This window comes from Cupriavidus sp. 30B13, from assembly GCF_049059565.2.
Lineage (GTDB): Bacteria > Pseudomonadota > Gammaproteobacteria > Burkholderiales > Burkholderiaceae > Cupriavidus.
Map to the genome: position 1 here is coordinate 1,597,417 of NZ_CP188223.1, position 22,354 is coordinate 1,619,770.

General features: G+C 67.7%; 17 protein-coding genes and 1 pseudogene. 3 read left to right on the forward strand and 15 right to left on the reverse strand.

The genetic code is table 11. The features are described from left to right. Nucleotides 1–494 precede the first annotated feature (494 nt). Nucleotides 495–959: pseudogene (locus tag ACKI2N_RS07470) on the reverse strand (IS5 family transposase); the annotation flags it as partial. 199 nt (nucleotides 960–1,158) lie between these two features. On the opposite strand from ACKI2N_RS07470, the gene ACKI2N_RS07475 reads away from it, so the two are divergent. Further along, the gene (locus tag ACKI2N_RS07475; protein ID WP_426990680.1) at nucleotides 1,159–3,159 is read left to right on the forward strand and encodes a hypothetical protein; all 2,001 of its coding nucleotides are present in this window, start codon (nucleotides 1,159–1,161) and stop codon (nucleotides 3,157–3,159) included. Between the two features lie 114 nt (nucleotides 3,160–3,273). After that, on the forward strand, nucleotides 3,274–4,026 hold the full coding sequence (locus ACKI2N_RS07480; protein ID WP_426990841.1) for a TonB-dependent receptor: 753 nt from the start codon (nucleotides 3,274–3,276) through the stop codon (nucleotides 4,024–4,026). Here ACKI2N_RS07480 and ACKI2N_RS07485 read toward each other — a convergent pair. From ACKI2N_RS07485 to ACKI2N_RS07500, 4 genes are all read right to left on the reverse strand, one after another. Continuing rightward, entirely contained in the window at nucleotides 4,023–4,808 is a 786-nt protein-coding gene (locus tag ACKI2N_RS07485) for a hypothetical protein (RefSeq protein ID WP_420995110.1), read from the reverse strand. The two genes, ACKI2N_RS07480 and ACKI2N_RS07485, sit on opposite strands and share 4 nt — an antisense overlap. 15 nt (nucleotides 4,809–4,823) lie before the next feature. Next, nucleotides 4,824–7,403, reverse strand: a complete 2,580-nt coding sequence (locus ACKI2N_RS07490; RefSeq protein ID WP_420995109.1) for a TonB-dependent siderophore receptor — start codon at nucleotides 7,401–7,403, stop codon at nucleotides 4,824–4,826. A gap of 137 nt (nucleotides 7,404–7,540) precedes the next feature. Next, nucleotides 7,541–8,521 (reverse strand): FecR domain-containing protein, encoded by a 981-nt coding sequence (locus tag ACKI2N_RS07495; protein ID WP_420995108.1) that lies wholly within the window; start codon nucleotides 8,519–8,521, stop codon nucleotides 7,541–7,543. A gap of 4 nt (nucleotides 8,522–8,525) precedes the next feature. After that, entirely contained in the window at nucleotides 8,526–9,038 is a 513-nt protein-coding gene (locus ACKI2N_RS07500; protein ID WP_420995107.1) for a sigma-70 family RNA polymerase sigma factor, read from the reverse strand. Nucleotides 9,039–9,085: 47 nt separating this feature from the next. Here ACKI2N_RS07500 and ACKI2N_RS07505 point away from each other — a divergent pair, with 47 nt between their 5' ends. Then, entirely contained in the window at nucleotides 9,086–9,394 is a 309-nt protein-coding gene (locus ACKI2N_RS07505) for a hypothetical protein (protein WP_420995106.1), read from the forward strand. Here ACKI2N_RS07505 and ACKI2N_RS07510 read toward each other — a convergent pair. The 10 genes from ACKI2N_RS07510 to icmH all read right to left on the reverse strand — a co-directional run bounded on the left by ACKI2N_RS07510 (nucleotide 9,388) and on the right by icmH (nucleotide 22,354). Beyond that, nucleotides 9,388–11,934 (reverse strand): TonB-dependent siderophore receptor, encoded by a 2,547-nt coding sequence (locus ACKI2N_RS07510; protein ID WP_420995105.1) that lies wholly within the window; start codon nucleotides 11,932–11,934, stop codon nucleotides 9,388–9,390. The two genes, ACKI2N_RS07505 and ACKI2N_RS07510, sit on opposite strands and share 7 nt — an antisense overlap. 145 nt (nucleotides 11,935–12,079) lie before the next feature. Then, entirely contained in the window at nucleotides 12,080–13,168 is a 1,089-nt protein-coding gene (locus ACKI2N_RS07515) for a FecR domain-containing protein (protein ID WP_420995103.1), read from the reverse strand. Then, the gene (locus ACKI2N_RS07520) at nucleotides 13,161–13,670 is read right to left on the reverse strand and encodes a sigma-70 family RNA polymerase sigma factor (RefSeq protein ID WP_420995102.1); all 510 of its coding nucleotides are present in this window, start codon (nucleotides 13,668–13,670) and stop codon (nucleotides 13,161–13,163) included. Before ACKI2N_RS07520 ends, ACKI2N_RS07515 begins: the two co-directional genes overlap by 8 nt. A gap of 171 nt (nucleotides 13,671–13,841) precedes the next feature. Continuing rightward, nucleotides 13,842–15,314 (reverse strand): efflux transporter outer membrane subunit, encoded by a 1,473-nt coding sequence (locus ACKI2N_RS07525; protein WP_420995101.1) that lies wholly within the window; start codon nucleotides 15,312–15,314, stop codon nucleotides 13,842–13,844. Then, nucleotides 15,311–17,344 (reverse strand): MacB family efflux pump subunit, encoded by a 2,034-nt coding sequence (locus ACKI2N_RS07530; protein ID WP_420995100.1) that lies wholly within the window; start codon nucleotides 17,342–17,344, stop codon nucleotides 15,311–15,313. The genes ACKI2N_RS07525 and ACKI2N_RS07530 overlap by 4 nt, the downstream gene beginning before the upstream one ends. Before the next feature lie 8 nt (nucleotides 17,345–17,352). Continuing rightward, nucleotides 17,353–18,531, reverse strand: a complete 1,179-nt coding sequence (locus ACKI2N_RS07535; RefSeq protein ID WP_420995099.1) for an efflux RND transporter periplasmic adaptor subunit — start codon at nucleotides 18,529–18,531, stop codon at nucleotides 17,353–17,355. A gap of 130 nt (nucleotides 18,532–18,661) precedes the next feature. Further along, entirely contained in the window at nucleotides 18,662–19,024 is a 363-nt protein-coding gene (locus tag ACKI2N_RS07540; protein ID WP_420995098.1) for a DUF3325 domain-containing protein, read from the reverse strand. Next, entirely contained in the window at nucleotides 19,021–20,697 is a 1,677-nt protein-coding gene (locus ACKI2N_RS07545) for a PepSY-associated TM helix domain-containing protein (RefSeq protein WP_420995097.1), read from the reverse strand. The genes ACKI2N_RS07540 and ACKI2N_RS07545 overlap by 4 nt, the downstream gene beginning before the upstream one ends. Further along, nucleotides 20,694–21,248 carry a hypothetical protein gene (locus ACKI2N_RS07550; RefSeq protein ID WP_420995096.1) on the reverse strand — a complete coding sequence of 185 codons (555 nt, stop codon included), beginning with the start codon at nucleotides 21,246–21,248 and terminating at the stop codon, nucleotides 20,694–20,696. The genes ACKI2N_RS07545 and ACKI2N_RS07550 overlap by 4 nt, the downstream gene beginning before the upstream one ends. Nucleotides 21,249–21,523: 275 nt before the next feature. Continuing rightward, entirely contained in the window at nucleotides 21,524–22,354 is an 831-nt protein-coding gene (gene icmH, locus ACKI2N_RS07555) for a type IVB secretion system protein IcmH/DotU (RefSeq protein ID WP_420995095.1), read from the reverse strand.

The following is a 22,354-nucleotide window of genomic DNA, read 5'->3' on the forward strand; positions in this document are numbered from 1 at the left end:
CGTGTGCCCCGGGAGCGTGTAGGCCGGGCGCGCTGCTGCACCGCTGTCCATGAGTCGGCAGCGCGGCGCGGGCTTCATGCGTTTGGTGAAATTGTCGAGGCGAGCGTGCCTGCTGGTCTCGAGGATGACGATGGCCGGAAGCGGTCGGGAAGGTCGTTGGATGGATATCACGCTGACTCCATGAAGAGATAACTTGATGGATGAGCCGCCCCACGGCAATACCGGGGCGGGTTCGTGTCAGTGATATGAGATTGAAAATTTCTGGGATCGATGTGCTCGCGCCAGATGCGCCAGGGTTTCGAATGTACGTGGCCGCAGGGACTCCAACGAGGGAAATAGGCGCACGATGCACCAGTCTCAGTCCGGGTCGATACCGAGAACCGTCAGTGTTCCAGGTGCTCGGTGTCAGTTCACTGGTCTCTCGGTACGATGGGATCCATGATTCCCCTTTGCACCTTGCCTTCGGATCGAGACCTTAGAGCCTGTTTGAAAATTCAAGGATGGACGACTCTGCGTAGCAGAAGTCCGCCCATTGCGATATAGACCATTGCCTCGGACACGTCGGGACGTTGCTCGTAGTCCCTGACCAGGCGACGCCAGCGAATCATCCAGCCGAAGGTACGTTCCACTACCCAACGCCGGGGCAGAACTGCGAAGCCAACCTGATCCTCGTGGCGACGCACCACCTCGACGACAAAGTCGAGCGTCGCGGCTTTATCCATCAGCGCGCGACGATCGTACGCACCATCAGCAAACAGATGTTTCAGGCTCGGCCACCGCCTCTTCAAGGCCTCCAGTACCGTCACTGCCCCTGTACTGTCGGCAATGTCTGCAGGCGTCAGGTTCACCATCAGCAGCCGCCCATTTGTATCCACGGCAATATGCCGCTTGCGCCCGACGATCTTCTTCGCAGCATCGTAGCCGCGCTCTTTCGCCGCTGGCGCCTTCACCGATTGCCGCGCTGCCATCCGTGGGTCGGCCGCGCGTGCGCTACATTGCAAAACTTAATAGCCCTGAAGGGGTATGGAGGAGGGGAACCCCTCGCTGCTACAGTCGCCCGGGCACATCCCTAGCGCCCATGTCGCGTCGGCAGATCGAAAGAGACCCTGGCACGCCGGCGGCGCGCACTTGCCAATAAATAAAAACGGGTCAGGTCACATGTTCCAAGGTATCCATGCCGGCGCGCGGTCTCGCGCGGCCGGCCTGCTCTCGCTCGTCCTCGCCGCGGCCTTGCTGTCCGCCTGCGGCAGCGACGAAACGCCATCTTCCCCAGCCACGCAGACACCCAGCAGCCGCCTCGTCGTCGACACCGGCACGGCCGCGCCCGCGCAGGGCGGCACGCTGACGCTGAAGGCTACCTTGCTCGGCGCCGACGGCCTCGAGGTCAAGGGCGCCAAATTCGCGTGGTCGTCGTCCAACGAAGCGGTCGCGGTAATCGTGTCGGCCTCCGACCAGGCGCCGGCGGCGGCCAGCATGATGCAGCCGGTGGGTACCTATGCCTCGGTGCGCATGCTCGCGCCCGGCGAGGTCGACATCGTCGCCACGGCGACGCTGCCCGACGGCAGCCAGGCCACCAGCACCACGCACCTGGCCGTGCAGGCGCCGGCGGCGAAGACCTATGCGCTGACGCTGTCGCCCTCCACGCTGACGGTCAACTACGGCGCGGCGGCGCAGGTCGTCACGGCGGTGGTGCGGCGCTCGGACGGCGTCGACGGCGCGGCCGACCTGACGGACTGGTCGTGGGCGGTCGACAACGCCACGTTCGCCGCCGCGCCGGCGGCGGACAGCCATTCGGCGCAGGTTTCCACCACGGGCACGCTGGCGGGCACGGGGCAACTCACCGCGTGCGCCAGCACGCCGGTGGGCGACCGGCTGTGCGCCAATGCCGCGCTGGCGCGGCCGCTGGTGGCGCTGCCGTCGATCGCGTTCTCGGCGCCGTCGCTGAACGTGAAGCCGGGCCGCACCGGCACCGTGACGGCGACGCTGACCGACGGGCCGGGCGCCGACCTGGCCGGCCGGGCGACGCTGGCGTGGTCGATCCAGCAAAGCGGCACGGCCGCATCCATCGTCGGCATGCCCACCAGCACCAGCGTGACGATCGGCCTCGACGCCGCGCAGACCGGCACCTATGCCGCGACGCTGACGCTGACCGCGACCTACCCGGATGGCCGCACCAACAGCAGCACGCTGCCGCTGACGTCCCCGGGCATTTGGAGCCGCCTGCCGGATGCGCCCATCGCCAACCCGTCGGTGGTCAGCCTGGCGATCGACGGCACGCGCGTGTGGCGGCTGACCGCGGACGGCAGCCAGCCGGCGCGGCTGGAACGCTTCGGGTCTGCCGGCGCTGCGCCGAGCGAACCTGCTGCGGCATTGCCGGCGGCGGTGCAAGGCATGTGGCTGGCGGCGGACACGGACCCGGCGAATTCGGCGGTGGTGGTGCAACTCGGCGCCGATGCCGCGAGCGTGCCGTTTGGCAGCTTCGATGCGGAGCTTGTCGGAGCGCGCGCGGACTTCTCGCTGGTCGGCTGCGCGCAGTATGCGGCGAGCACGACCGCGGGACGCGCTTTCGTGAGGGCAACGGACGGCACCGGCATCGTTTCGGCCGGCTGGTGTGCCAATGAGCGGAGGTGGTGGTGGCAGCCCGTGGGCGGAGGCGCGCGCGGGAATGTTTTGATTAGCACGCCGATCATCGACGCGCGTCCGTTACCTGCTGGTGGTGGCCTGGCTATCCAATCGAATGGAACACGCGATTTCCTGGGCCTGGAGGCCGGCGCCGAGTTCATGACGTTGGGCGACCTGGCACCCCTTGGCCTTGGCGCTGTTTCCAGTGGCGCCACCGATGCAAATGCACCGATCTACGGCTACGCGAGCGGTAATGGCATCGTTGTCAATTCCGGACCGTCCCAGCCTTATGTCACCCGAGTGCCATCGGCGCCGCCCCTGGTCAAGCTGAGCGCCATCCCGCAGTTCGTGCTGGGCCTCCCGGCGTCCTGGTCCGCCATCATCGTCGCCAATACGGACGGCAGCACGCCGCTGATGCTCGCGCTGCCCGGCAATGCATTTGGGCTGGATTTCGCGGGCGCCGTCGACGCTAACGGCAAGCTGCGCATCGCCGTGCGCCTTGCCGACGGTTCGGTGTGGGTGTACGACCAGCCTTGAAACAAGGACCGCCTGGGTAACGGCAGTAACGCAGGCGCTTCCATCACCTCCAATATCTACGCTCCCCTTGATCGTCCACAACCGAACGTCGCGTCGCCCGGTGGCGCGCCGAAGATATACGACTCCACGCTCTCCGGTGGGGCGTTTGCCGACACCCTTGGTGTACTCGACGACCGCGTGCAGTTGACCGTCGGCGCGCGCTACCAGCAGGTCAAATCAGGCAACTACAGCGCGACGACCGGCGTCCAGACTGCTTCATACAACGAGAGCGCCGTTACGCCGCTGGCGGGTGTTGTCTTTAAGCCATGGGACCGCGTGTCGTTCTATGCCAACTACGTCGAAGGGCTGAGCAAGGGCGACATCGCGCCTGGCACGGCGTCGAATGCCGGGCAGGTTCTTGCGCCATACAAGACCAAGCAGCAAGAGGTCGGAGTGAAGTTCGATTCGGTCAAGCTGTTGGCGACGCTGGCCGCGCTCCGCATGAGCAAGCCGAGCGGCCAGTTGTTCGGTACTGTCTATGCGATCGACAGCGAGCAGCGCAACCAGGGCCTCGAATTTACGCTGTCGGGCGAGGCTTACCGGGGCGTGCGTGTGCTGGGTGGCGTAACGCTGCCCGACGGCGAGCTCACGAAGACCAACAGCGCCGCCACACGGGGTAGTCGTCCAGTCGGCGTACCGACCGTGATGGCCAATGTCAGCGGCGAGTGGGACCTCCCGCGGTTGCCGGGTCTGACGCTGACCGGCGCTGTCAATTACACAGGCAGGGAATATGTAGACCAGATGAATCCCAAGGCAGTGTCTTCGTGGGCCACGGTCGAATTTGAATGGCGCGCGGTTTTCCGGGCCGGGCCGTACGCATTGCCCTAGCGCAGCCCCAGTGCCCAGTCCACCGCCGCATCGAACAGCTGGCGGCCGGGCGCGGCGAGGTTGGCGAAGGTGTCGTTGCCGAGGAAGAACATCACGCGCCGCGCGGGCGCCAGCGTCTCGTAGTCCATCGTGGCGCCTTTCTCGTAGGCAAAGATGGCGGCCTTGTCGGGCTGGCCGTAGAGGGTGGCGATGATGCTGGCGCCCAGCCCGGGCTTGCCCCAGCTCATGCCGGCCTGCCGCTCGTAGACGTTGGCCACGCCGGCGGGCAGCCCGGCGGAGAGCGGATGGGGCGCGTTGACCAGCCACAGGTAGCGTTCCCTGGGCGCTTCGCCGAAATCCACGTCGTGGCGCTTGCCGGTCATGGCGAGGTCGTCCAGCAGGTCGTTCTCCCAGGTCAGCAGCGGCTTGGGCAGGGTGCGCCAGCCGCCGGCCACGTTCTTGGCCGCGATGGTGGACGACATCATCACGAGGTCGGCGCCCAGTGCGGCGTCGGCCGGCTGGTCCTGCGGCAGCAGGCTGACCGCGTAGCCGCGCGCCTCGAGATGCGCCTTGATCTTGAGGTCCGCCGGCAGGTCCGGGCCGCCGGCCTGGACGACCAGCGCGATCTTCCTGCCGTGCCCCGCGGGCTCGGCGGCGTGCGCGCCGCCGGCCATGCTGGCCAGGCCGCCGGCCGACAGCAGCAGTCCGGCAAGGCACGCGGCGAACGCGCGGCGGCCCGGGTTCACGGCGAGGCGGTGGCGGCGCGCGCGGCAAGCGCCTCGCCGGAGGTCGTGCGTGTTCATGGGTTTCCTCGTTCCTCAGAATTCCAGCGTGGTCAGCAGCGATACCTGGCGCGCGTCGCCCACCGCGACGAAATACCGGTTGGCGCTGGACGGGTAGTAGGTCCGGTTGAACAGGTTCTTGACGTTGAGCTGGAAGCGCAGCTTCTGCGTGGCGCCCACCTTGGTCTCGTAGGTGGCGAAAGCGTCGGCCACGACATAGGCGGGCAGCGCGAAGCTGTTGGCCGAGTCGCCCGGGCGCCGCCCCACGTAGCGCCCCGCCGCGCCCAGCCGCAGGCGGTCGGTGCCGAAGACCTGGCCGAAGTCGTAGACCGCCGACAGCGAGCCGGTCTGCTGCGCCACGTTCCACAGCCGCATGCCGGCATAGAGCGGATCCTCGGTGGTCTTGGCGTCGATGAAGGCGTAGCTGCCGATGATGTTCCAGCGGTTGCCGATCTGGCCGGCCACGTCCAGCTCCACGCCGCGCGAGCGCGCGCGCCCGGAGGTGCGCCAGTCGGTCAGCTTGGTGGTGTCGTTGTACTGGGACACCAGCACGTTCTTCTTGTCGATGTCGAAGAGCGCCAGGTTGGCGCTCAGGCCGCCGGCGAAGTCCAGCTTGGTGCCCAGTTCCCAGGACTGCGCCTGTTCCGGCGCCACCGACGAATCGATCACCACGCCGCTGCTCAGCGGGGCGATGGTGGAGGTGGGCTTGAGCGATTGCGTGTAGCTAGCGTACAGCGAGGCCGCCTCGGTCGCTTTGTAGACCACCCCGGCGCGCGGCAGCCATCTGTTGCCGCTGAGGTCGGTGTTGACCATGAACGGGCGGCCGCGGCCGGCGAGCTGGCTGTAGGAGAGGAAGCGCACGCCGCCGACCAGGATCCACTTGTCGGTCAGGTGCAGGCTGTCCTGCAGGAACAGCGAGGTGGTGTGCAGGGTGTCGGTCTGGTCGCTGTCGCTGGGCGAGACGGTGCTGGACGGCGGCTCCAGGCCGTAGACCGGGTTGAAGTAGTTGAACTTCGAGGTGGTGGCCTGGCGCAGCAGGTCGGCGCGGTAGATGCGGCGGTATTCGCTGTCCACGCCGACCTGCAGGTCGTTGCGCATGCCGGCCGCCTGGAAGCGGCCGTCGAGGTAGGCGATGCCGTAGCTGTCCGTGCTCAGCGAGCCGTGGGTGGCGTCGTTGCTGCGGGTGAGGATGCCGGTGGTACTGTTCACGCCGCTCACGCGCAACTGGCCCGCGTCGTAGGTCTCGCGGTTGTAGCTGTAGCCGAAGTGTCCTTTCCAGTCGGGGTTGAACTGGTGGTCCACCACGAGCTGGGCCAGGTGGGACTGCCCGTCCATGCTGTTGAACGGCTCGTCGAGCCGGCGCCGGCTGGGAATCGCCAGCGGCTCGTTGGTCTTGGGGTCGAGCGCGGTGCCGCGGTCGAACGGATAGAGGAACTTGCGGTACTCGTAGGACAGCACGACCTGCGTGTCCTTGCCGTACCAGGCCAGCGAGGGCGCCACCAGCGTCTCGCGGTGCTCGCCGAAGTTGCGCCAGTATTGCTCGTCGACCTGGTCGACGACGAGCCGGTACGCCAGGCCGGAGGTGCCGATGGGGCCGGTGGTGTCGAGCGTGCCGCCGGCGCCGTTCTTGCCGTGGCCGTAGGTGGTGCCGAGCATGGAGATGGCGTTGTACTGCTGCAGCATCGGCCGCTTGCTGACGATGTCGATGACGCCGCCGGGATCCATGATGCCGTACAGCAGCGAGGACGGGCCCTTGAGCACTTCCACGCTGTCGGCCGCCGCGTTCAGGCCGCGCCCTTGTACCAGCGGCATGCCGTTGTGCATGACGGAGCCGTCGCGGTTGCCGCCGAAGCCGCGCTTGAGGATGGTGTCCTGCGTGCCGGCCAGCGTGTTGCCCTGGGTCATGCCGCTGACGTTGCCGAGCGCATCATCGAGGTTGCGCGGCCGTTGGTCGCGCAGCACCTGCGACGGCACCACGTTGACCACCTGCGGGATGTCGAGCAGCGGCGTGTCCGAGCGCATCACGGAGGCCGTGGTCGGCAGACGGTAGCTTTCCTCGCGGGCGGCATCGGCCTGCACCACCACGGGCGGCAGCGCCGCCTCGCCCGGCGCCAGCGGCGTGGCGGCGGCCGGCTCGATGCGCCGGACCAGCGCGTAGCCGCCATAACCTTGCGCCACAGCGGCCAGGCCGGTGCCCTGGAGCAGAGCGCCCAGTGCTTCCGGCACGCCGTATTGCCCGCGCAGCCCCTTGCTTTGCAGGCCGGCGGTGGTTTCCGGCGGGAAGGACAGCAGGATGCCGGCTTCGCGGCCAAACCGGTTGAGCGCGTCTTCCAGCGGGCCCGCCGGGATGTCATAGGCCCGCGCCGGCGATGGCTGCGCGGGCTGCGAGGGTGCGGCGCCGGCGGCCGCGCCGGTGGCGGGCGCGAGCGCCGCCATGCCCAGTCCCGCTGCGGCCAGCGCGTGGCCCAGGGCGCACGCCAGCGGGCGGCTCACGGCGCGCGGCGGCGGCTGCCGCAGTGGCCTGGGTTGCTGGTGTTGGCCAAGGCGCCGTGTCGGTGACGGCGGCGTGACCTCGTCGGCGCCGAGGGCGCGTGTGGTGATGCGGTGGTGTTCCATGAGGATGGCTCTGCGGAAAGTTCGGAGATGTGGTGCGCTTATCTCCTATGTCCCGCGAGAATCGGAAACAGACCACCCCGGGCACGGAAAAAAAGCGGACAGGCCCGCGCGGTGCCGCCGGAGGCACCGCGCAGTCACTAGTCCGCGGCCTGTACGGTTACCCAGTAGCGGGTCAGGAAGGCGATCCGGACCGGCAGCGTGGTGCGCAGCGCGTCGAGGATGCGGTCGGTATCGGCCAGGGGGAAGGTGCCGGACACGCGCAGCCCGGCGACGGCCGGATCGCAGCGCAGCCGGCCCGGGCGGTGGCGGCCGAGTTCGGCGAGGAAGTCGTCCAGGCGCATCCGGGTGGCGACGATCATGCCGTCGGCCCAGGCCGTATCCGCCTCGCTGGCTGTCATGGTCTGGCCGATGGCAGTGCGCGTGAAGCTGGCCTGTTCGCCGGCGCGCAGCGTGCGGGCCAGGCCGGCGCCGTCGCGCGGACGGATGGCGACCGCGCCCTCGAACACGCTTACCCGGCTCGCATCCGGCAGGCGCCGCGCGGTGAAGCGCGTGCCCAGCGGCTGCAATTCGCCCTGCTCGGTCTCCACCAGGAAGGGCCGCGGCGCGGCGCCGTCCTTGCCGGTGACGACCATGATCTCGCCGCCGACCAGCCGTACGCGGCGCTCGGTGGCGGAAAAGCGCACGTCGATGGCGCTGTCCGTATTGAGCGACACCACGGTACCGTCGGCCAGCACGAGGCTGCGCCGTTCGCCCACCGCGGTGCGCTCGTCCGCCAGCCATTCGCGCCAGGGCGCATGTTCCTCGGCGGTCCAGGCGATGCCGCCGGCGAACAGCAGCAGCGCCAGCGCCTTGACCGCCTCGCGGCGCCCGCGCGAGCGCGGCGGCAGCAGCGCGGCGCGTGCCGCGGCGGCTGCCTCGGGTGAGGCGAAGTGCTGCAGCCGCGCATTGACGCGTTCGATCCGTTCCCAGGCCCGGGCGTGATCGGGATGTGCCGTGCGCCAGCGCTCCCAGGCCTGGCGCGTGGCCGGCGTGGCACCCTCGTCCTGCAGCGCCAGCAGCCATTCGACCGCGCGCGCGGCGACGTCGGGCGGGATGCAAGGGGCGGTTTCAGCGGGCATCGCGTTACTCCACCGAGACCGCGAAATAGCACTGCGTGGCGGCGCGCACGAGGTAGCGCTTGACGGTGGTCACGGACACCCCGAGCTGCGCGGCGATGTCCGCCTGCCCCATGCCGTCCAGCTGGGACAGCAGGAACGCGCGCTTGACCTCGGTCGGCAGGCCCGACAACAGGCGGTCGATTTCGAGCAGGGTTTCCAGCAGCATGGCGCGCTCCTCGGGCGAGGGCGCCAGCGGCTCCGGCATCCGCGCCAGCGCATCGAGGTAGGCGCGCTCGAGCTGCTCGCGCCGCCGGTAGTTCGACAGCACGCGCTTGGCGACGGTGGTCAGGAACGCGCGCGGTTCTTCGATGCCGAGGGTTTCTTCACGCGCCAGCAGGCGCAGGAAGGTGTCGTGGGCGAGGTCGGCGGCGCGATGCGTGCAGCCGAGCCGGCCGCGCAGCCACGTGCATAGCCAACCGTGATGGTCGGTGTAGAGCGCTAGCAATTCGCGCTGTGGTGCGGATTCCGCGGCCGGCATGGCAATCCTTCCCGATCAACAGGTGCGCAGCACCGGTCACAACAAAAATGAGAACGATTCGCATTATAACAAAGACGAGGGAAGAGGCGCGCTTCATGGCGGCATCGGCAGGGGAGGCCGTCACGGCGGGTGGCGGTGTTTCGGCAGTGCTGGAGGGCGGCCGGCTGCGCGGCGCGCGCGATCTGGCGCTGGCGCAGCACGAGGAACTGCTGGCTGGCTGCCACGCCGTGATCGTCGCGGCCTTCGGTGACGTGGACAAGGCGCTCAATGCGATAGCGGGGTTGGATGCGCAGATGGATGCGCAGGGCGAGGCGCTGCATCGGACTACGCTGCCTTGCCGTCGCAGCGGTCAGTAGCTGACGTTCAGCCCGAGCCGCACGCTACGCGGCGTGCCATAGAACGACGAGCTGGTGCTCGTGTAGTAGTTCTTGTCGAGCAGGTTGTACACGTTGAGGGTTGCGGCGATCTTTGGCGTGAACTGGTAACGGGCCATCAGGTCCACGACGGCGTAACTGCCCTGCGTGAATCGCACCCCCAGCGGACCCATGTCCTCGCTGTAGATCTGGTTTTGCCAGCGCACGCCACCACCGGCGGTGAGGCCGCGGGCAAAGCCGCCGAAGCGGTACGTCGTGAAAAGCTTGAAGCTGTCCTGTGGAATGTTGGTGTTGAGCGCCTTGCCGTCGGCGTCGGTGGTCAGGTTGCGCGTGAAGGCGATATTGGCTTGCCAGCTCGGCGTGATCTGTCCGGCCGCTTCGAGTTCGAAGCCCTTGGTCTTGGTGCCGGATGCGGCGTAGTAAGCCTGCGAGCCGTCGGGGGCGATCGCGCCGGGAATGGCCACCGCGAGATTGTCCTGCTTGATCCAGTACAGTGCCCCGGACAAGTTCAGGCGGTTGTCAAAGAACGCGCTCTTGGTGCCGATTTCGTAACCGTTTCCGATCAGGGGATCGAGGAAATCGCCATTGACCGCACGGTTGCTCTGCGGCTTGAAGATGTTGGTGTAGCTCGCGTACGCGGACCAGTGCTTGCTGAAGTCGAGCACGAGGCCGGCATATGGCGTGATCTTGCCATTTTCCTTTCGATCGTCGACATAGCTTTCTCCGGTGTCGTAGCTGGTGGTGCTGTTGGTGCGCCAGCTGGTGACACGCGCGCCCAGCAGGACGGAAAGGGCATCGGTGGGACGCAGTCGCGCCGTGGCATAGGCGCTGGTCAGCTGCTCGGTATAGGCCAGTTTGCCGTTGGGCGGGTTATTGGGCGCGGGCGGTGTGCTGCCGTTCCATGTGTAGATATTGGCAATGTCACCGCTCCAGCCGTCGAAGCTCCAGAGGCCGTAGGTTGGGCCGGTGAAAACGGTGCGGGCGAGCGTGGAGCCCACCACGAGCTCATGTTCCTGGCCGAACAGGTAGAGTGGGCCGGTGGCGTACAGGTCGACGCTGGTCTGTTCGGGTTTTGCGGACCACCTCCCGGCCCACAGGTTCACGCCGGCGCCGGTGAGCTGATTGGGATAGCCGCCGCCGGCGTACCCCAGGACTTCATCGAAGGCAGTCTTGTCGTAGCTGAGCGTGCCCTTCACGCGCCAGTTGTTGTCGAACCGATGCTCCAGTGAACCGAAGACAGTCTGGGACTTGCGATAGGAGTAGGCCCAGTCCGCGGCGGCGGACATGGAGCGGGACCAGGCGGTGCGGGTACCGTCATCGAAGTACAGTGGAAGCCCTGAGCGCGCGATGCCCGTGATATCGAAGCTCTGGTACGAGAATCCGACCGTGGCCAGGGTCTTCGGCGTGATGTCGGCTTCCACGACACCGTAGAAGACCTCGCGCTTTTCGTGATAGCGCTCGACGTTGCCGTTGTTTTCCTGATAGGCGGCCACAAAGCGGCCGCGCAGCGTGCCGGCCTGGTTCAGCGGCGACGAGATGTCGGCGCCGAAGCGGCGATAGTCCCACGATCCGCCTTCCACGCTGACCGAGGCCTGGAAGTCCTGTGTGGGTTTCTTGCGCACGAGGTTGATGGTGGCGGCGGGAGAACCCATGCCGTTCATTAGCCCGGTGGCGCCACGCACTACCTCCACGCGGTCATAGATCGCCATGTCGGCGGTCTGGAATAGCGAGTTGTAATTGCTGTTCAGTTGGGGCACGCCATCGAGCTGATAATTTTCCACGGCGAAGCCGCGCGAATAGATCGCGCTCGAGTCCGACCCGAGGTTGCCGCTCTGGCTGACGGTGAGTCCCGGGGTCTGGGCCAGTACGTCGGTTAGCTGGGTCAGGCCCTGGTCATCCATCTGCTGGCGCGTGATCACGCTGACCGACTGCGGCGTCTCGCGCAGCGTCAGGCCGAGGCGCGTTGCGGTGTTGCTCGCATTGGTGGTGTACGAGCCCGTGCCTTCGGTAGTGCCGTCTCGCGCCGCCGAGGTGCTGACTATCACCTCGGCGAGCGTCGCGACTCCGGGTTCCGCCGGCACGGTGGCCGACGTGGGCACCGCGTTGCGCCGGCGCAGGCGGTAGCCGCCGCTCGGGCCGCTGACGGCTTCAAGCTGTTGGCCGGAGAGCAGCACGGACAGCGCCTCGGGCACCGTGTAGGTGCCGCGCAGTCCTTCGCTGCGCAGGCCGCCGGTGAGTTCGGGGTCGATGGCGATCATGACGCCGGCCTCGCGCCCAAAGCGGCCGAGCGTCTGGTCAAGCGTGCCGGGCGCAATATCGTACTGGCGCGCGCCGGCCGGTGCCGCTTGTGCCCACGCGAATTGCGGCAGCACACCTGTGGCACCTAGCGCGCCGCCAAGCAACGCCGCGCGCAACGCCAGCGCCAGGGGCGTCTTGCGGTTGATCAGGTAACGGCGGGGACGATAGCGTGCGGACGTGGTGTTGCCTTGCGTGTCGGTGCAAGAGCCGGGGCGTGGCGCCATGGTGCAGTTTCCTCTCGGTGTTCGTGTCGTGATTGGCGTAACGCTGCGTGGCTCCGCAGTGCCGCTAATTCACTTGACGCGCGAACGGGAAAAAGCTGCCGCGATCGATGAAAAAAAGGATGGTTTCGGGTGCGCGCGCAGCAGGTCAGGCGGGCAGCACCGAGACCCAGTAGCGCGTGACGGTGCGCACGCGCACCGGCAGGGCATCCTGCAGGATGTCCAGCACGGCGTCAGAGTTGTCGAGCGGGAAAGAGCCCGAGATCGAGAGGCCGGCAAGGGCAGGGTCCGCGCGCAGCACCCCATGCCGGTAGCGTGCCAACGCCGCCAGGAAGCGCGGCAACGGCATGCGGTCCGCCACCAGCATGCCATCCACCCAGGAGCCTGCATCCGGGCCCACGGGTTCCGGCGTGGAGATGGAAGTCGGCATGAACTCCGCCCGCTGGCCTGCGTCCAGCGTGGACGGGATGCGTTGCCCATGGGGGGCAATGCGCACCGCTCCATCGAGCGCCGAAACCGCGATCGGCGCATCGCGCCTGCGCGTGCCGGGACCGCCGGGGGCATCGGCCACCGCGAAGCGGGTACCCATCGGCGCAATGTTGCCGTGGCGGGTGGCTACGAGCAGCGGGCTGCCTGGCGCGTGGCCGGTATGCCCGATATTCCCGATCACCAGCATTTCGCCTTGCAGGAAACGGATGGTGCGCTGGGCAGCATCAATGCTGACATTGATGGCGCTGCTCGCGTTGAGGATGATGCGACTACCGTCCTCGAGCGTGATGGTGCGGCGGTCGCCCACGCCGGTTCGGTAGTCCGCCATCAGGCCGTCGATCGGCAACTGGTCGGCCGTTGCCCACGCACCGCCCGCCACGATGCCCAATCCGACGATGGACTTGAGTGCGCTGCGCCGGCTGACGGGAGATGCAGTGCGCAGGGCCACCCGTGCGATGGCGGGCGGGACCTGGTCGAGCCCGCTGCGCAGGCTATTGCCAAGACTGCTCATGCGCTGCCAGGCCTCTTCATGTGCCGGCGCCGCCTGGCGCCATTGTTCGCAGGCTTCCCGCTCGGCATCCAGGTCACTGTCCGCCCCGGCTTGCAGGCGAGCCATCCAGCCGGCTGCCTGGGCGACGACGTCGGGGTCCAGCCGCTGCGGGCGATAGTCATTTCCCTTCGTGGCAAAGCGGCGCGCCGCGGCTTCCGGCAGCAACGCTCCCGGCAGTTCGCCCGCGCGATTACCCATAGACCGCCTCATAGCAGTGCAGGAACGCGCGCGTCATTGCCTTCTGCACCACGTTGACGGTAACGCCCAGTTCTGCGGCTATCTCGCGATAGGTGAGGCCATCGAGCTGCGACAGCAGGAAGGCCTCGCGCACACGCTCTGGCAGTTGATCGAGCACGGCGCTGACAGCGGTCAGCGCTTCCACCACGAGCGCGCGGGTCTCCGGCGATGGGGCGGTGGCCTCGGGCTGCTGCGCGAGCGCGTCGAGATAGGCGCGTTCCAGCGCGAGGCGTCGAAAGTAATGCGCCGCGAGCCGGCTCGCAACCGTGGTCAGGTAAGCGCGCGGCTCGCGAAGCGACGCCGCGTCGGCGGCGGTAAGCAGGCGTGCAAAGGTGTCTTGCGCCAGGTCCGCCGCGTTGTCGACGTTGCCCAGCTTGCGCCACAGCAGATTGACCAGCCAGCCGTGGTGCTCGCGATACAGCGTGTGGAATTCCGCTTTCGGAATAGAAATGACCGTCGACATGGCGCCTCGATACTGGCGCACTGCGCCGCGTCTTAAATAAGAATGATTCGCATTTTATATTTAATGGGCTGGGTGGACAAGCAATGAACACCGTGCCGCTGTCGTCTGCCTGCCACGCATTTTGGGCACGGCCGCAAAGCAATGTGATGCAGAGGGCGTGTTGGGATTCGCTCAGATGCCGGGCTCCCATCCACCGCCCAGCGCCTTGTAGAGCAAGACGCTGCCTTGCAGCCGGGCGAGCCGCAACTGCGCCGCAGCATCTTCGGCGTCGAACAGCGTGCGTTGGGCATCAAGCACCGTGAGCAGTGTTTCCGCGCCGGCACGGTAGCGGTATTCGGCCAGCGTGAAGGCGCGACGGGCCTGGGCCAGTTCTTCGTCCTGCGCAATGCGCTGCCCGGCCGCGCCCTGGATGGTGTTCAGGGCCATCTCCACGTCTGCACTTGCCGCAATGATCGCGCTTCGGTAGTCGGCCAAGAGTTCCTGCTTGCGCGCGATGGCCACGTCGCGGCCCGCGGCGAGCCGGCCTGCGTCGAAAATGGGGGCGAGCACTCCGGCGGCGACGGAGTAGATCGGGTTGTCGAACAGCGCGCGCAGGCGGTTCGTCTCGAACGTGCCGCCTGCGGTGAGCGTCAGGCGCGGCAGCATCAGCGCACGGGCCATGGCGATATCGGCGTCGGCGCTGACCAGCCTCGCTTCGGCGGCTGCCAGATCGGGGCGGCGCGCAAGCAATGCGGCTGGCAGGCCGCTGTCGATCGAGGGATCGCGCACATCGGCCAGCGAAGCCGATCGGAGCTCGACGTTGCTGACAGGCTGGCCCAGCAACACCGCCACCGCCACGGTGCTGTCGTTGCCGCGCTGCGCGAGCTGGCGCATGGTTCGCTCGCGATTGGCCACCAGCCCGCGCTGTTGCGCGACTTCAAGCGCGGTGGCGCTGCCGGCCGCATGCCGGGCCTCCACCAGTGCCAGCACGCGTCGTGTGTTGTCGACCATGCCCGCGGCAATGGCGGTGCGCTCACGCAGGCTTACGGCCTGCAACCAGGCGAGCGCCACTTCGCTGGTGACTGCCAGGGTGGCCGCGTCGCGATCGAAGGCTGCCGCGCGCCATGCTGCCGACGCGCTGGCGGTTGCCGCGCGGTTACCGCCCCACACATCGACTTCGTAGCTGGCGGCGAGGCCCAGGCGAAAATTCGCGGTGTCGTCATCCGGGCTCAATCCGTTGCCGCCGTATCTGGCTGCGTCGGCCGAGCCGTTCAGGGAAGGGAACAGGCCGGCCCGTGCCACCGCGACCTTGGCGCGCGCCTGGCGCAGGCGCGCCCAGGCAGCCGCCAGGCTCGGGTTGTCGGCGCGGGCCTGGGCGACCAGGCCGGCCAGTTCGTCGCTGCCGAACGCTTGCCACCAGCTCACACTGATGGCATCGGTGCCGCCCATGGCCGGACCCGCCGCAGCGACGGAAGCGGCGGAAGCGGCGGAAGCAGGTGTGGCAAAACGCCATTGCGCCGGCAGGGCCGGGAGGGGCGCGTCGGCCGGCACCGGGCTCGCGCAGCCGGCCAGCGCGGCAGCGGCAGCGAGGCCGGCGGCCAGGAGCGACAGGCGCGTGCCCGTGCGGTTCGGAGAGGCGTGGGTTGGAGTGCTTGGCATGTTCATTCGCTCGCCAGTGCCTGTACAGGGTCGAGCCGTGCGGCTTGCCGGGCCGGCATGTAGCCGAACAGAAGCCCGGTGGCCACGGCGCAACTGAACGCGCCGGCCATTGCGGTGAGGGAGAGGATGGCCGGCACGCCGGCGACCTGGAGGGCGACGCCTATGGCCACGCCGGCCGCCACGCCGGCCACACCGCCCACCAGCGACACCAGCACGGCTTCGGTCAGGAACTGGCGCAGGATGTCGCCCTGCCGCGCCCCGGTCGCCATGCGGATGCCGATCTCGCGGGTGCGTTCGCGCACGGTCATCAGCATTACGTTCATGACCCCGATGCCACCCACCAGCAGCGAGATGGCAGCGATCAGGCCCAGCATCAACGTCATGGTGCGCTTAGCCTCGGCATTCACGCGGATCGATTCCGCCCGGTTGAACACCCGGGCATCGCGGCTGCCGCGGCGCTCGGCCAGCAGGGAGACGATGTCGGCCTCGGTTTTCTTCGCCTGCTGCATGTCGCGAATCGAGACCGAGACCCAGGTCGGATAGGGCGACCCGAACAGCCTTGCGCTGGCCGTTGAAAATGGCACCACCACGCGCTCGTCCTCGCTCGAGTTGCCGGACAGCGCGCCTTTCTCTGCCAGCACACCAATCACCTGGAACGGCACGCTGTCGAGCAGGATGGTCTGGCCAAGCGGGTCGGTATGCGCATCGAACAGCGCTTCACGCACGCGCTGGCCGATCACAGCCACCTTTGCCAGGTCGCGCTCGTCGCGTTCATCGAAGAACACGCCCGCGGCCAGGCCCCAGTCGAGTGCTTCGGCAAAATCGACGGTGGCGCCACCGGCTTCGGTGCGGTGATCCACGTTACCGCGCCGCGCGGTGACGAACCCTTCCAGGTAGGGCATGGCGGCTTCGACGTTGGGCAGGCCGCGGATGGCGTCGACGTCGGCCAGCGACAAGGGCGGCGTGCGGTCGCGGCTGGTAGCTGGCATGGCATCGACGTACATCTTGTTGGCACCGAACACCGAAAGCTGCTGCATCACCCGATATTGCGAGCCGCTGCCCACCGCCAGCATCACGATGACCGAGGCCACGCCGATGACGATGCCCAGCAGGGTGAGTCCCGTACGGAAGCGGTTCGCCCAGAGCACGCGCCACGCGGCGCGCGCGGCCTCGGCTACGTCGGCCGACAGCGTGGCGTGGCGTTCGGCGCCGCGGTGCAGGCCGTCGAGCCATGCCTGGTCCTGCACCTTGGCCGAAGGGCTCGGGGGTGCACCGCCGCCGGGCGGTGGCGTCACCTCCGCGGAATCCGACACCACCAAACCGTCGCGAATCTCGATCACGCGGCGCGCTTGCGCGGCCACACCGCGGTCATGGGTGATCAACACGATCGTGTGTCCGGCATCGGCCAACTCGCGCAGCAGCGTCATGACCTCGGCCCCGCTCTTGCTGTCGAGCGCACCGGTAGGCTCGTCGGCGAGGATGATGCGGCCGCCATTCATGAGCGCCCTTGCGATCGACACGCGCTGTTGCTGTCCGCCGGAGAGCTGGCCCGGCCGGTGATCGCAACGTTCGGCCAGCCCGAGTTGCATGAGCAACCGCTCCGCGCGGGCCTTGCGCGCTTGCGCTGGCTGGCCGGCGTAGATCGCGGGCACTTCGACGTTCTCGCGTGCGCTCTCGGTGGCAATCAGGTGGTAGCCCTGGAACACAAAGCCGAAGGCCTCGCGGCGCAGCCAGGCGAGCTGGTCCGAGCCGAGGCGCGAGACGTCGTGCCCGCCGAACAGGTAGGTCCCGGAAGTGGGACGGTCGAGGCAGCCAAGCACGTGCATCAGTGTGGATTTGCCCGAGCCGGAGCTGCCCACGATGGCGACGAACTCGCCCGCGTCGATCCTGAGGGAGATGCCGCGCAGGACTTCGGTAGCGGGCGCGCCACCGGCGCAAGGGCCACCATATTGCTTGCGAATGCCGCGCAATTCGAGCAGCGGCGCGGGGGTGCCAGGCTTCGTGCCCGCGGTGGCGGAGAATGCGGCATTGCTCATGCTCGTGCTCACAGGCGGATCCGGGGCATGTCATCGGCCGGCTTGCGCTCGCCGGTAATGAGCAACTCGCCCTCGCGCAGGCCTTCCAATACCTGCCCGCGCAGGCGGTCGCGCACACCCACGCGCACCTCGCGCGACTGAGCCCTGCCATTGCCGTCGAGCACGCGGGCACGGAAGCGATCCGGCTTGCCGTCAATCGCCTGCAACGCGGCCAGCGGCGCCACCAGCGTGTCGCTGGCTTGCGCCGCGACGAACGACACCTGCGCGGTCATCTGCGGCATCAGTTCGCCGTCCGCGTTGTCGACGTCGAACAACACGGTGTACAACACCACCTTGCTGGCCGGAGCGGCTGGCTGGTTCCCTTGCGCCTGCTGTGCCTGACCCGCCGGCGCCGGCGGCGCCGGCAGCACCTGGCGAACCTTGCTGCGCCAGCGGCGCTGGCTGCTGCCCAGCGTATTGAAGCTGACCGGCATACCGGTCAACACACGCCGCACATCGGCCTCCGAGACTTCGGTCCAGACCGTCATGGCGTTCAGGTCGGCGATGCGCAACAGGTTTGGGGTCTGGTAGGTTGCGTTGAGGGTCTGGCCCAGACGCGCTTCCAGCGTTACCACAGTGCCGGCCATCGGCGCGTAGATGCGCGTGTAGCCCAGCTTGGCGACGTCGCCGTTCAGCGTCGACTGCGTCTGTTCGATCTGCGCGCGCAATCGGTCCATGCGCGCCGCGGCCGTCTTGAGCGCGGCGGCGGCAGTTTGCACGTCTTCCTCCCGCGTGGCGTCGTTGCCGGCCAGGTGGCGCTGGCGCGTGTCCTGCTGTCGGGCCAGTTCGAACAGCGCCTGTTGCTCGGCCAGTTGGGCCTTGAGGCCGGCGAGTTCGGCCCGGCCGGCTTCCACGGTGGCGCGCGGCACGCTGGCGTCGATTTCCGCGAGCAACTGGCCTTGCTTTACGGTATCGCCAACCTGGACCAGCAGTTGCGTAATCTGGCCGGACACCTGCGCGCCGACATCGACGTAGCTGCGTGGCTGCAGCGTTCCCAGCGCGGTGACGCTGGTCTCCACGTTGCCGCGCGCGAGCGCGACCGTGTCGTAGGCAGGTTTGCCGCCGCTGATCCACCAGACCGTGCCGCAGATCGCAGTGACAGCCAGCAAGGCGGCGGTGAGCGGAAGAAAGCGTTTAGCGTTGGCCATGCGTCGAGATGTCTCGGTGTGGTCGGTTCAAAGGGATGGTGCGGAAGCCGGGAAGGGAAGCCGGGCGGTACGCACGCGTGATGGGGAAGGGCGAAGCCGGATGCGCGGTCACGCGGGCTTGATGCCGGCATCAGCCAAGCGTCAGCCCGGCGACACCGGACAGGACGGCGGGCACCGCAAGCCCGGCCGCGGCACGCGGGCGCCAGGCCTGGAGTCCCACCAGCGCGAGTGCGGCCGCCGACAGCGAGCCAGTCCATACGACGGCGCCGATGCTTGCGCCCCAGCCGCGCAGGCAGGACAGCGCAGCCAGCATCAGCAGCAGCCAGCCCACGCTGCGCAAGATGATCCGATGCACCCGGGCCGGCTCTCGCCGCCATAACTGCGCATGATGCCGGTCCATGGCAAGGCAAAGCGCGGTCATGCCGGCATAGCAGAGCGCCAGGCTGCTCCACGCGCCCAGCATGGGTGACAGCGGCGACAGGTTGGCGATCATCGCGCTTCTCCGCGCGTGCCGAGCGCACCCAGCCCGGCAGGCTCGTCCGCCTTGCCGGACTTTCCGTCCTGGCGAGCTCCCGTCCGTATCGCGGCTGGCCTGCGCCGCAGCCGCAGCGCCGCCCAGAGCATCAGCATCCCGGCCACCAGCACGGCAAGCTCCACACTGGCGGCTTGCCAGTCTCCGTGCGTCAAGTAGCGTGCCAGGTGCCATCCGGTGGTCGCCGCATTCAATATCGGCAGCGCGAGGCAAAGCAAACCGGCCGTTCCCAATTGCGCCGGCCATGCCCGGGCCGGGGCGCTGGCCAGTGCATGCACCGTCGCGGCCAGCCATGCGGCAAAGAACACGCCTGCCTCATCGTGATGGCGCTCCACCAGGCCGAGCGGCAACAATCGATTTCCCCACAAGTAGACGATGCAGGCGAGCAGCAGGCCAGCGATGGCAGCAACGTTGAGCCGTTCGATCACCTCGTAGACACGCGCGCTGGCTGCGCCGAATTCACGCGCCTTGCGACTGGCACGCTTGACGGAAAACAGCAGCAACCCGGCCGCGATCATGGCCGCGCCAGCCAGGCCGCAGACAAAGTAAAGCCACTTGACCGTGTCGCCGCCAAAGCGGGCCATATGGAGCGTGCGCAAGACCGAGCCGGCCACCAATGCCGGGTTCGCGCCTTCGCCGAGCATTTCATCATTGGCATGGGTCGAGAGGTAGGCGCCGGTCACGCCGTCATACCGGAATTCGCGTGCCGCGGCGAACGCGACACCATCGAAGCGGTAAGGCCCGGCGACGATCACGCTGGCGGTGGTGCGGCCAGGGCGTTCCACCATCACGGTGGCGACGGTGCGGTGGTCGGCTTGTGCGCCGCCCGCGCCTGTGCCGGTCGCAAGGCGTGCCCTGGCATCTGCAAGGAGCGCCGGCAGCGGCGCAAGCGGGGCAGGGTCGCCGGCCGGTGCCACGGCTTTCGGCTGAAGCCAGCCGCCACGCCCCACGTCGTCGAAGAAAGCGCGCTGGTCGCCGTTGTAGTGCACATCAATGCCTGCCGGCATGGTGTCGGGCCACCAGATAATGAGCCCCGTATAGCTGATCAGGAACAGGAACGGCAGCGTCAGCACGCCAAGCGCGTTATGCGCGTCGAGCCAGGAACGCTGGCCCTTGCCCGGTCGGAAGGTAAAAAAGTCCTTGAAGAAACGGCGGTGCGTGACGATGCCGGATACCAGCGCCACCAGCATCGCCATAGTCGCGAATGCGACGATCCACACGCCGGCCATGCCGGCATGGAGTTCGTAGTGAAACTCGATGAAATGGTGGCCGCCTTCGGTGTCGCGCGCCGGCGGCAGCGCGGCGCCGGTGATCGGATCCAGGCGCAGCTCGCCCCCTTCCTGCCCATCCCAGTGCAAATGCATGGCGCGATCCTCGGCGGAGGGGAATTCGATGCGCCAGCTGGCCGCGTCCGGCGCTTCGTGTTCGAGCGTCTCCTGGGCATGCGCCAATGCGATGTCAGGGTCGAATGCCCCGTCGCTCACCATCAGTCGCTCAGGTTGCATCCAGCGGGTAACCGGTGCGTGGAATACGCTAAGCGCTCCGCACAGGAACACGGCGAAGAGCAGCCACCCGAGCCAGAGGCCGCACCACGTGTGCAGCCACGCCATCGATTGCCGGAAGTTCTCCTTCATGCCCGCGCCACCCGGTGCGCCACGCCGGCGATCGCCAGCAGCAGGGCCGACGGCGCTAGCAAGCCGGACCAGGCGAGCAGGGCGGTGCGTGCCGAGAACGCCCACACCACCGCTGCCGTGTAGATCGCATAGCTCGACAGGCTCGCCGTCATGATGGCGCTGGCTCGCAAGTCCGGACCCAATGCCGCAGAGGCAAGAATGCATGCACTGGCAAGCAGGTAACCGCCGCCAATGCCGGCAACGGTGCGCGACACGATGCCGGGCAGCGACGATCGTCCCGGCGGCGTTTCCCGGCGTGACGGCACTGGCATCTCGGTCTCGGGGGAATGGCAGGCTGGCGAATCCACGGCTTGGGCCCTTTCTTGGGACGGTTGGAAATGGCGGCGCGCCGCGTCGACATGCGGGGCCTCACTCTCCTTGACGCGCGAAAACGGAAAAACTGCCAGAGCCAGACCGGCAAGGTGATTTAAATGTTCTTTGAGGTTCTTTGGGAAAGGTGGAGCGCCTGCATTCCGCCCGGGAAGCAGGGAGATGTCGAGCGGCGGGGTCAAGCGGGAGCCGGGCCGCCGACCTCAGCGCTTGTGCCGGGCGAGGACGACGCAGACGCCGGCCAGTCGAACGGTCCGGCCAGCCGGTTTGCTGTTACCCAGGATGCACACCAAAAAATACTGTATGAATGAACAGTATGTGGCGGGCGATGCCGGAAGGGATATGCCGGGGGCAATATCCCGATCATCGGATCTTGCGGAATTGCGGATGATTCCGTCAGCCGCCGCCATCGCTCCGGCAAGTCCGTGCGTGGCAAGTTAGCGTGGCACTGTGGCCCTCATGGCTTGAGAATGGCGTCCAGCGACTGCAGGACCAGGTTGGTGGTGCTGCCCAGTTTCACCGCGAACAGCGCGTAGGCGATGGCGAGCACCGCCAGCGCCATGGCCCAGGGCGCCCACAGCGGCATGAGCCGGCCGAGGCGGTAACGCCGGGTGGCGACGTTGGTCTGCGCGTCGGTCAACTGCTCGGGCGTCTCGCCGCGCAGTTGACGCAGGGCGAGATGCAGTCTGGTGATGATGCCGTTGAGGGTTTCGTTCTGGTTGTGCTGCATGCCGTACTTGCCCTTGAAGCCCAGGCATAGGCACAGGTATTTGAACTCCAGTACGTCGCGATACTTGGCCGGGTCCATCATCATGCGCGACAGCACGGTGAAGAACTTCTCGCCGCCCCAGGTTTCCTTGTGGTGATGGCTGAGCAGGGAGCGCTGCGACCACACCGAATCCTTGCCGCCCCACGGCGTGGCCATGACCGCTTCGTCGATGAAGGTGCACAGGGCATAGCGATAGGCCATCAGGGTGGCGCTGTCGTAGCCGTACTGGCGGACTTCGTCGCTGAGCGCGGTGACCTGGTCGCGTACGGTTTCGTAGAGCCGCTGGACGTCATCGAACTTCTGCAGCCTGCGCAGGCGCATGACCAGGCCGAACAGCGGCTGGGCGGCATCCACCAGCGGGTTGATGCTGTGCCCGCGCAATTTGAAGCGCAGGTCTTCGTCGTGATCGAGCTGCGCGACGTGTTCGTAGGCGAGCTCTTCCTTGTCTTGTACCGGCGCGGGTGGCGGGGTCCGCAGGTAGTGGCCGCGGTCGTTGCCGATATTGACGGTGGTGGTCAT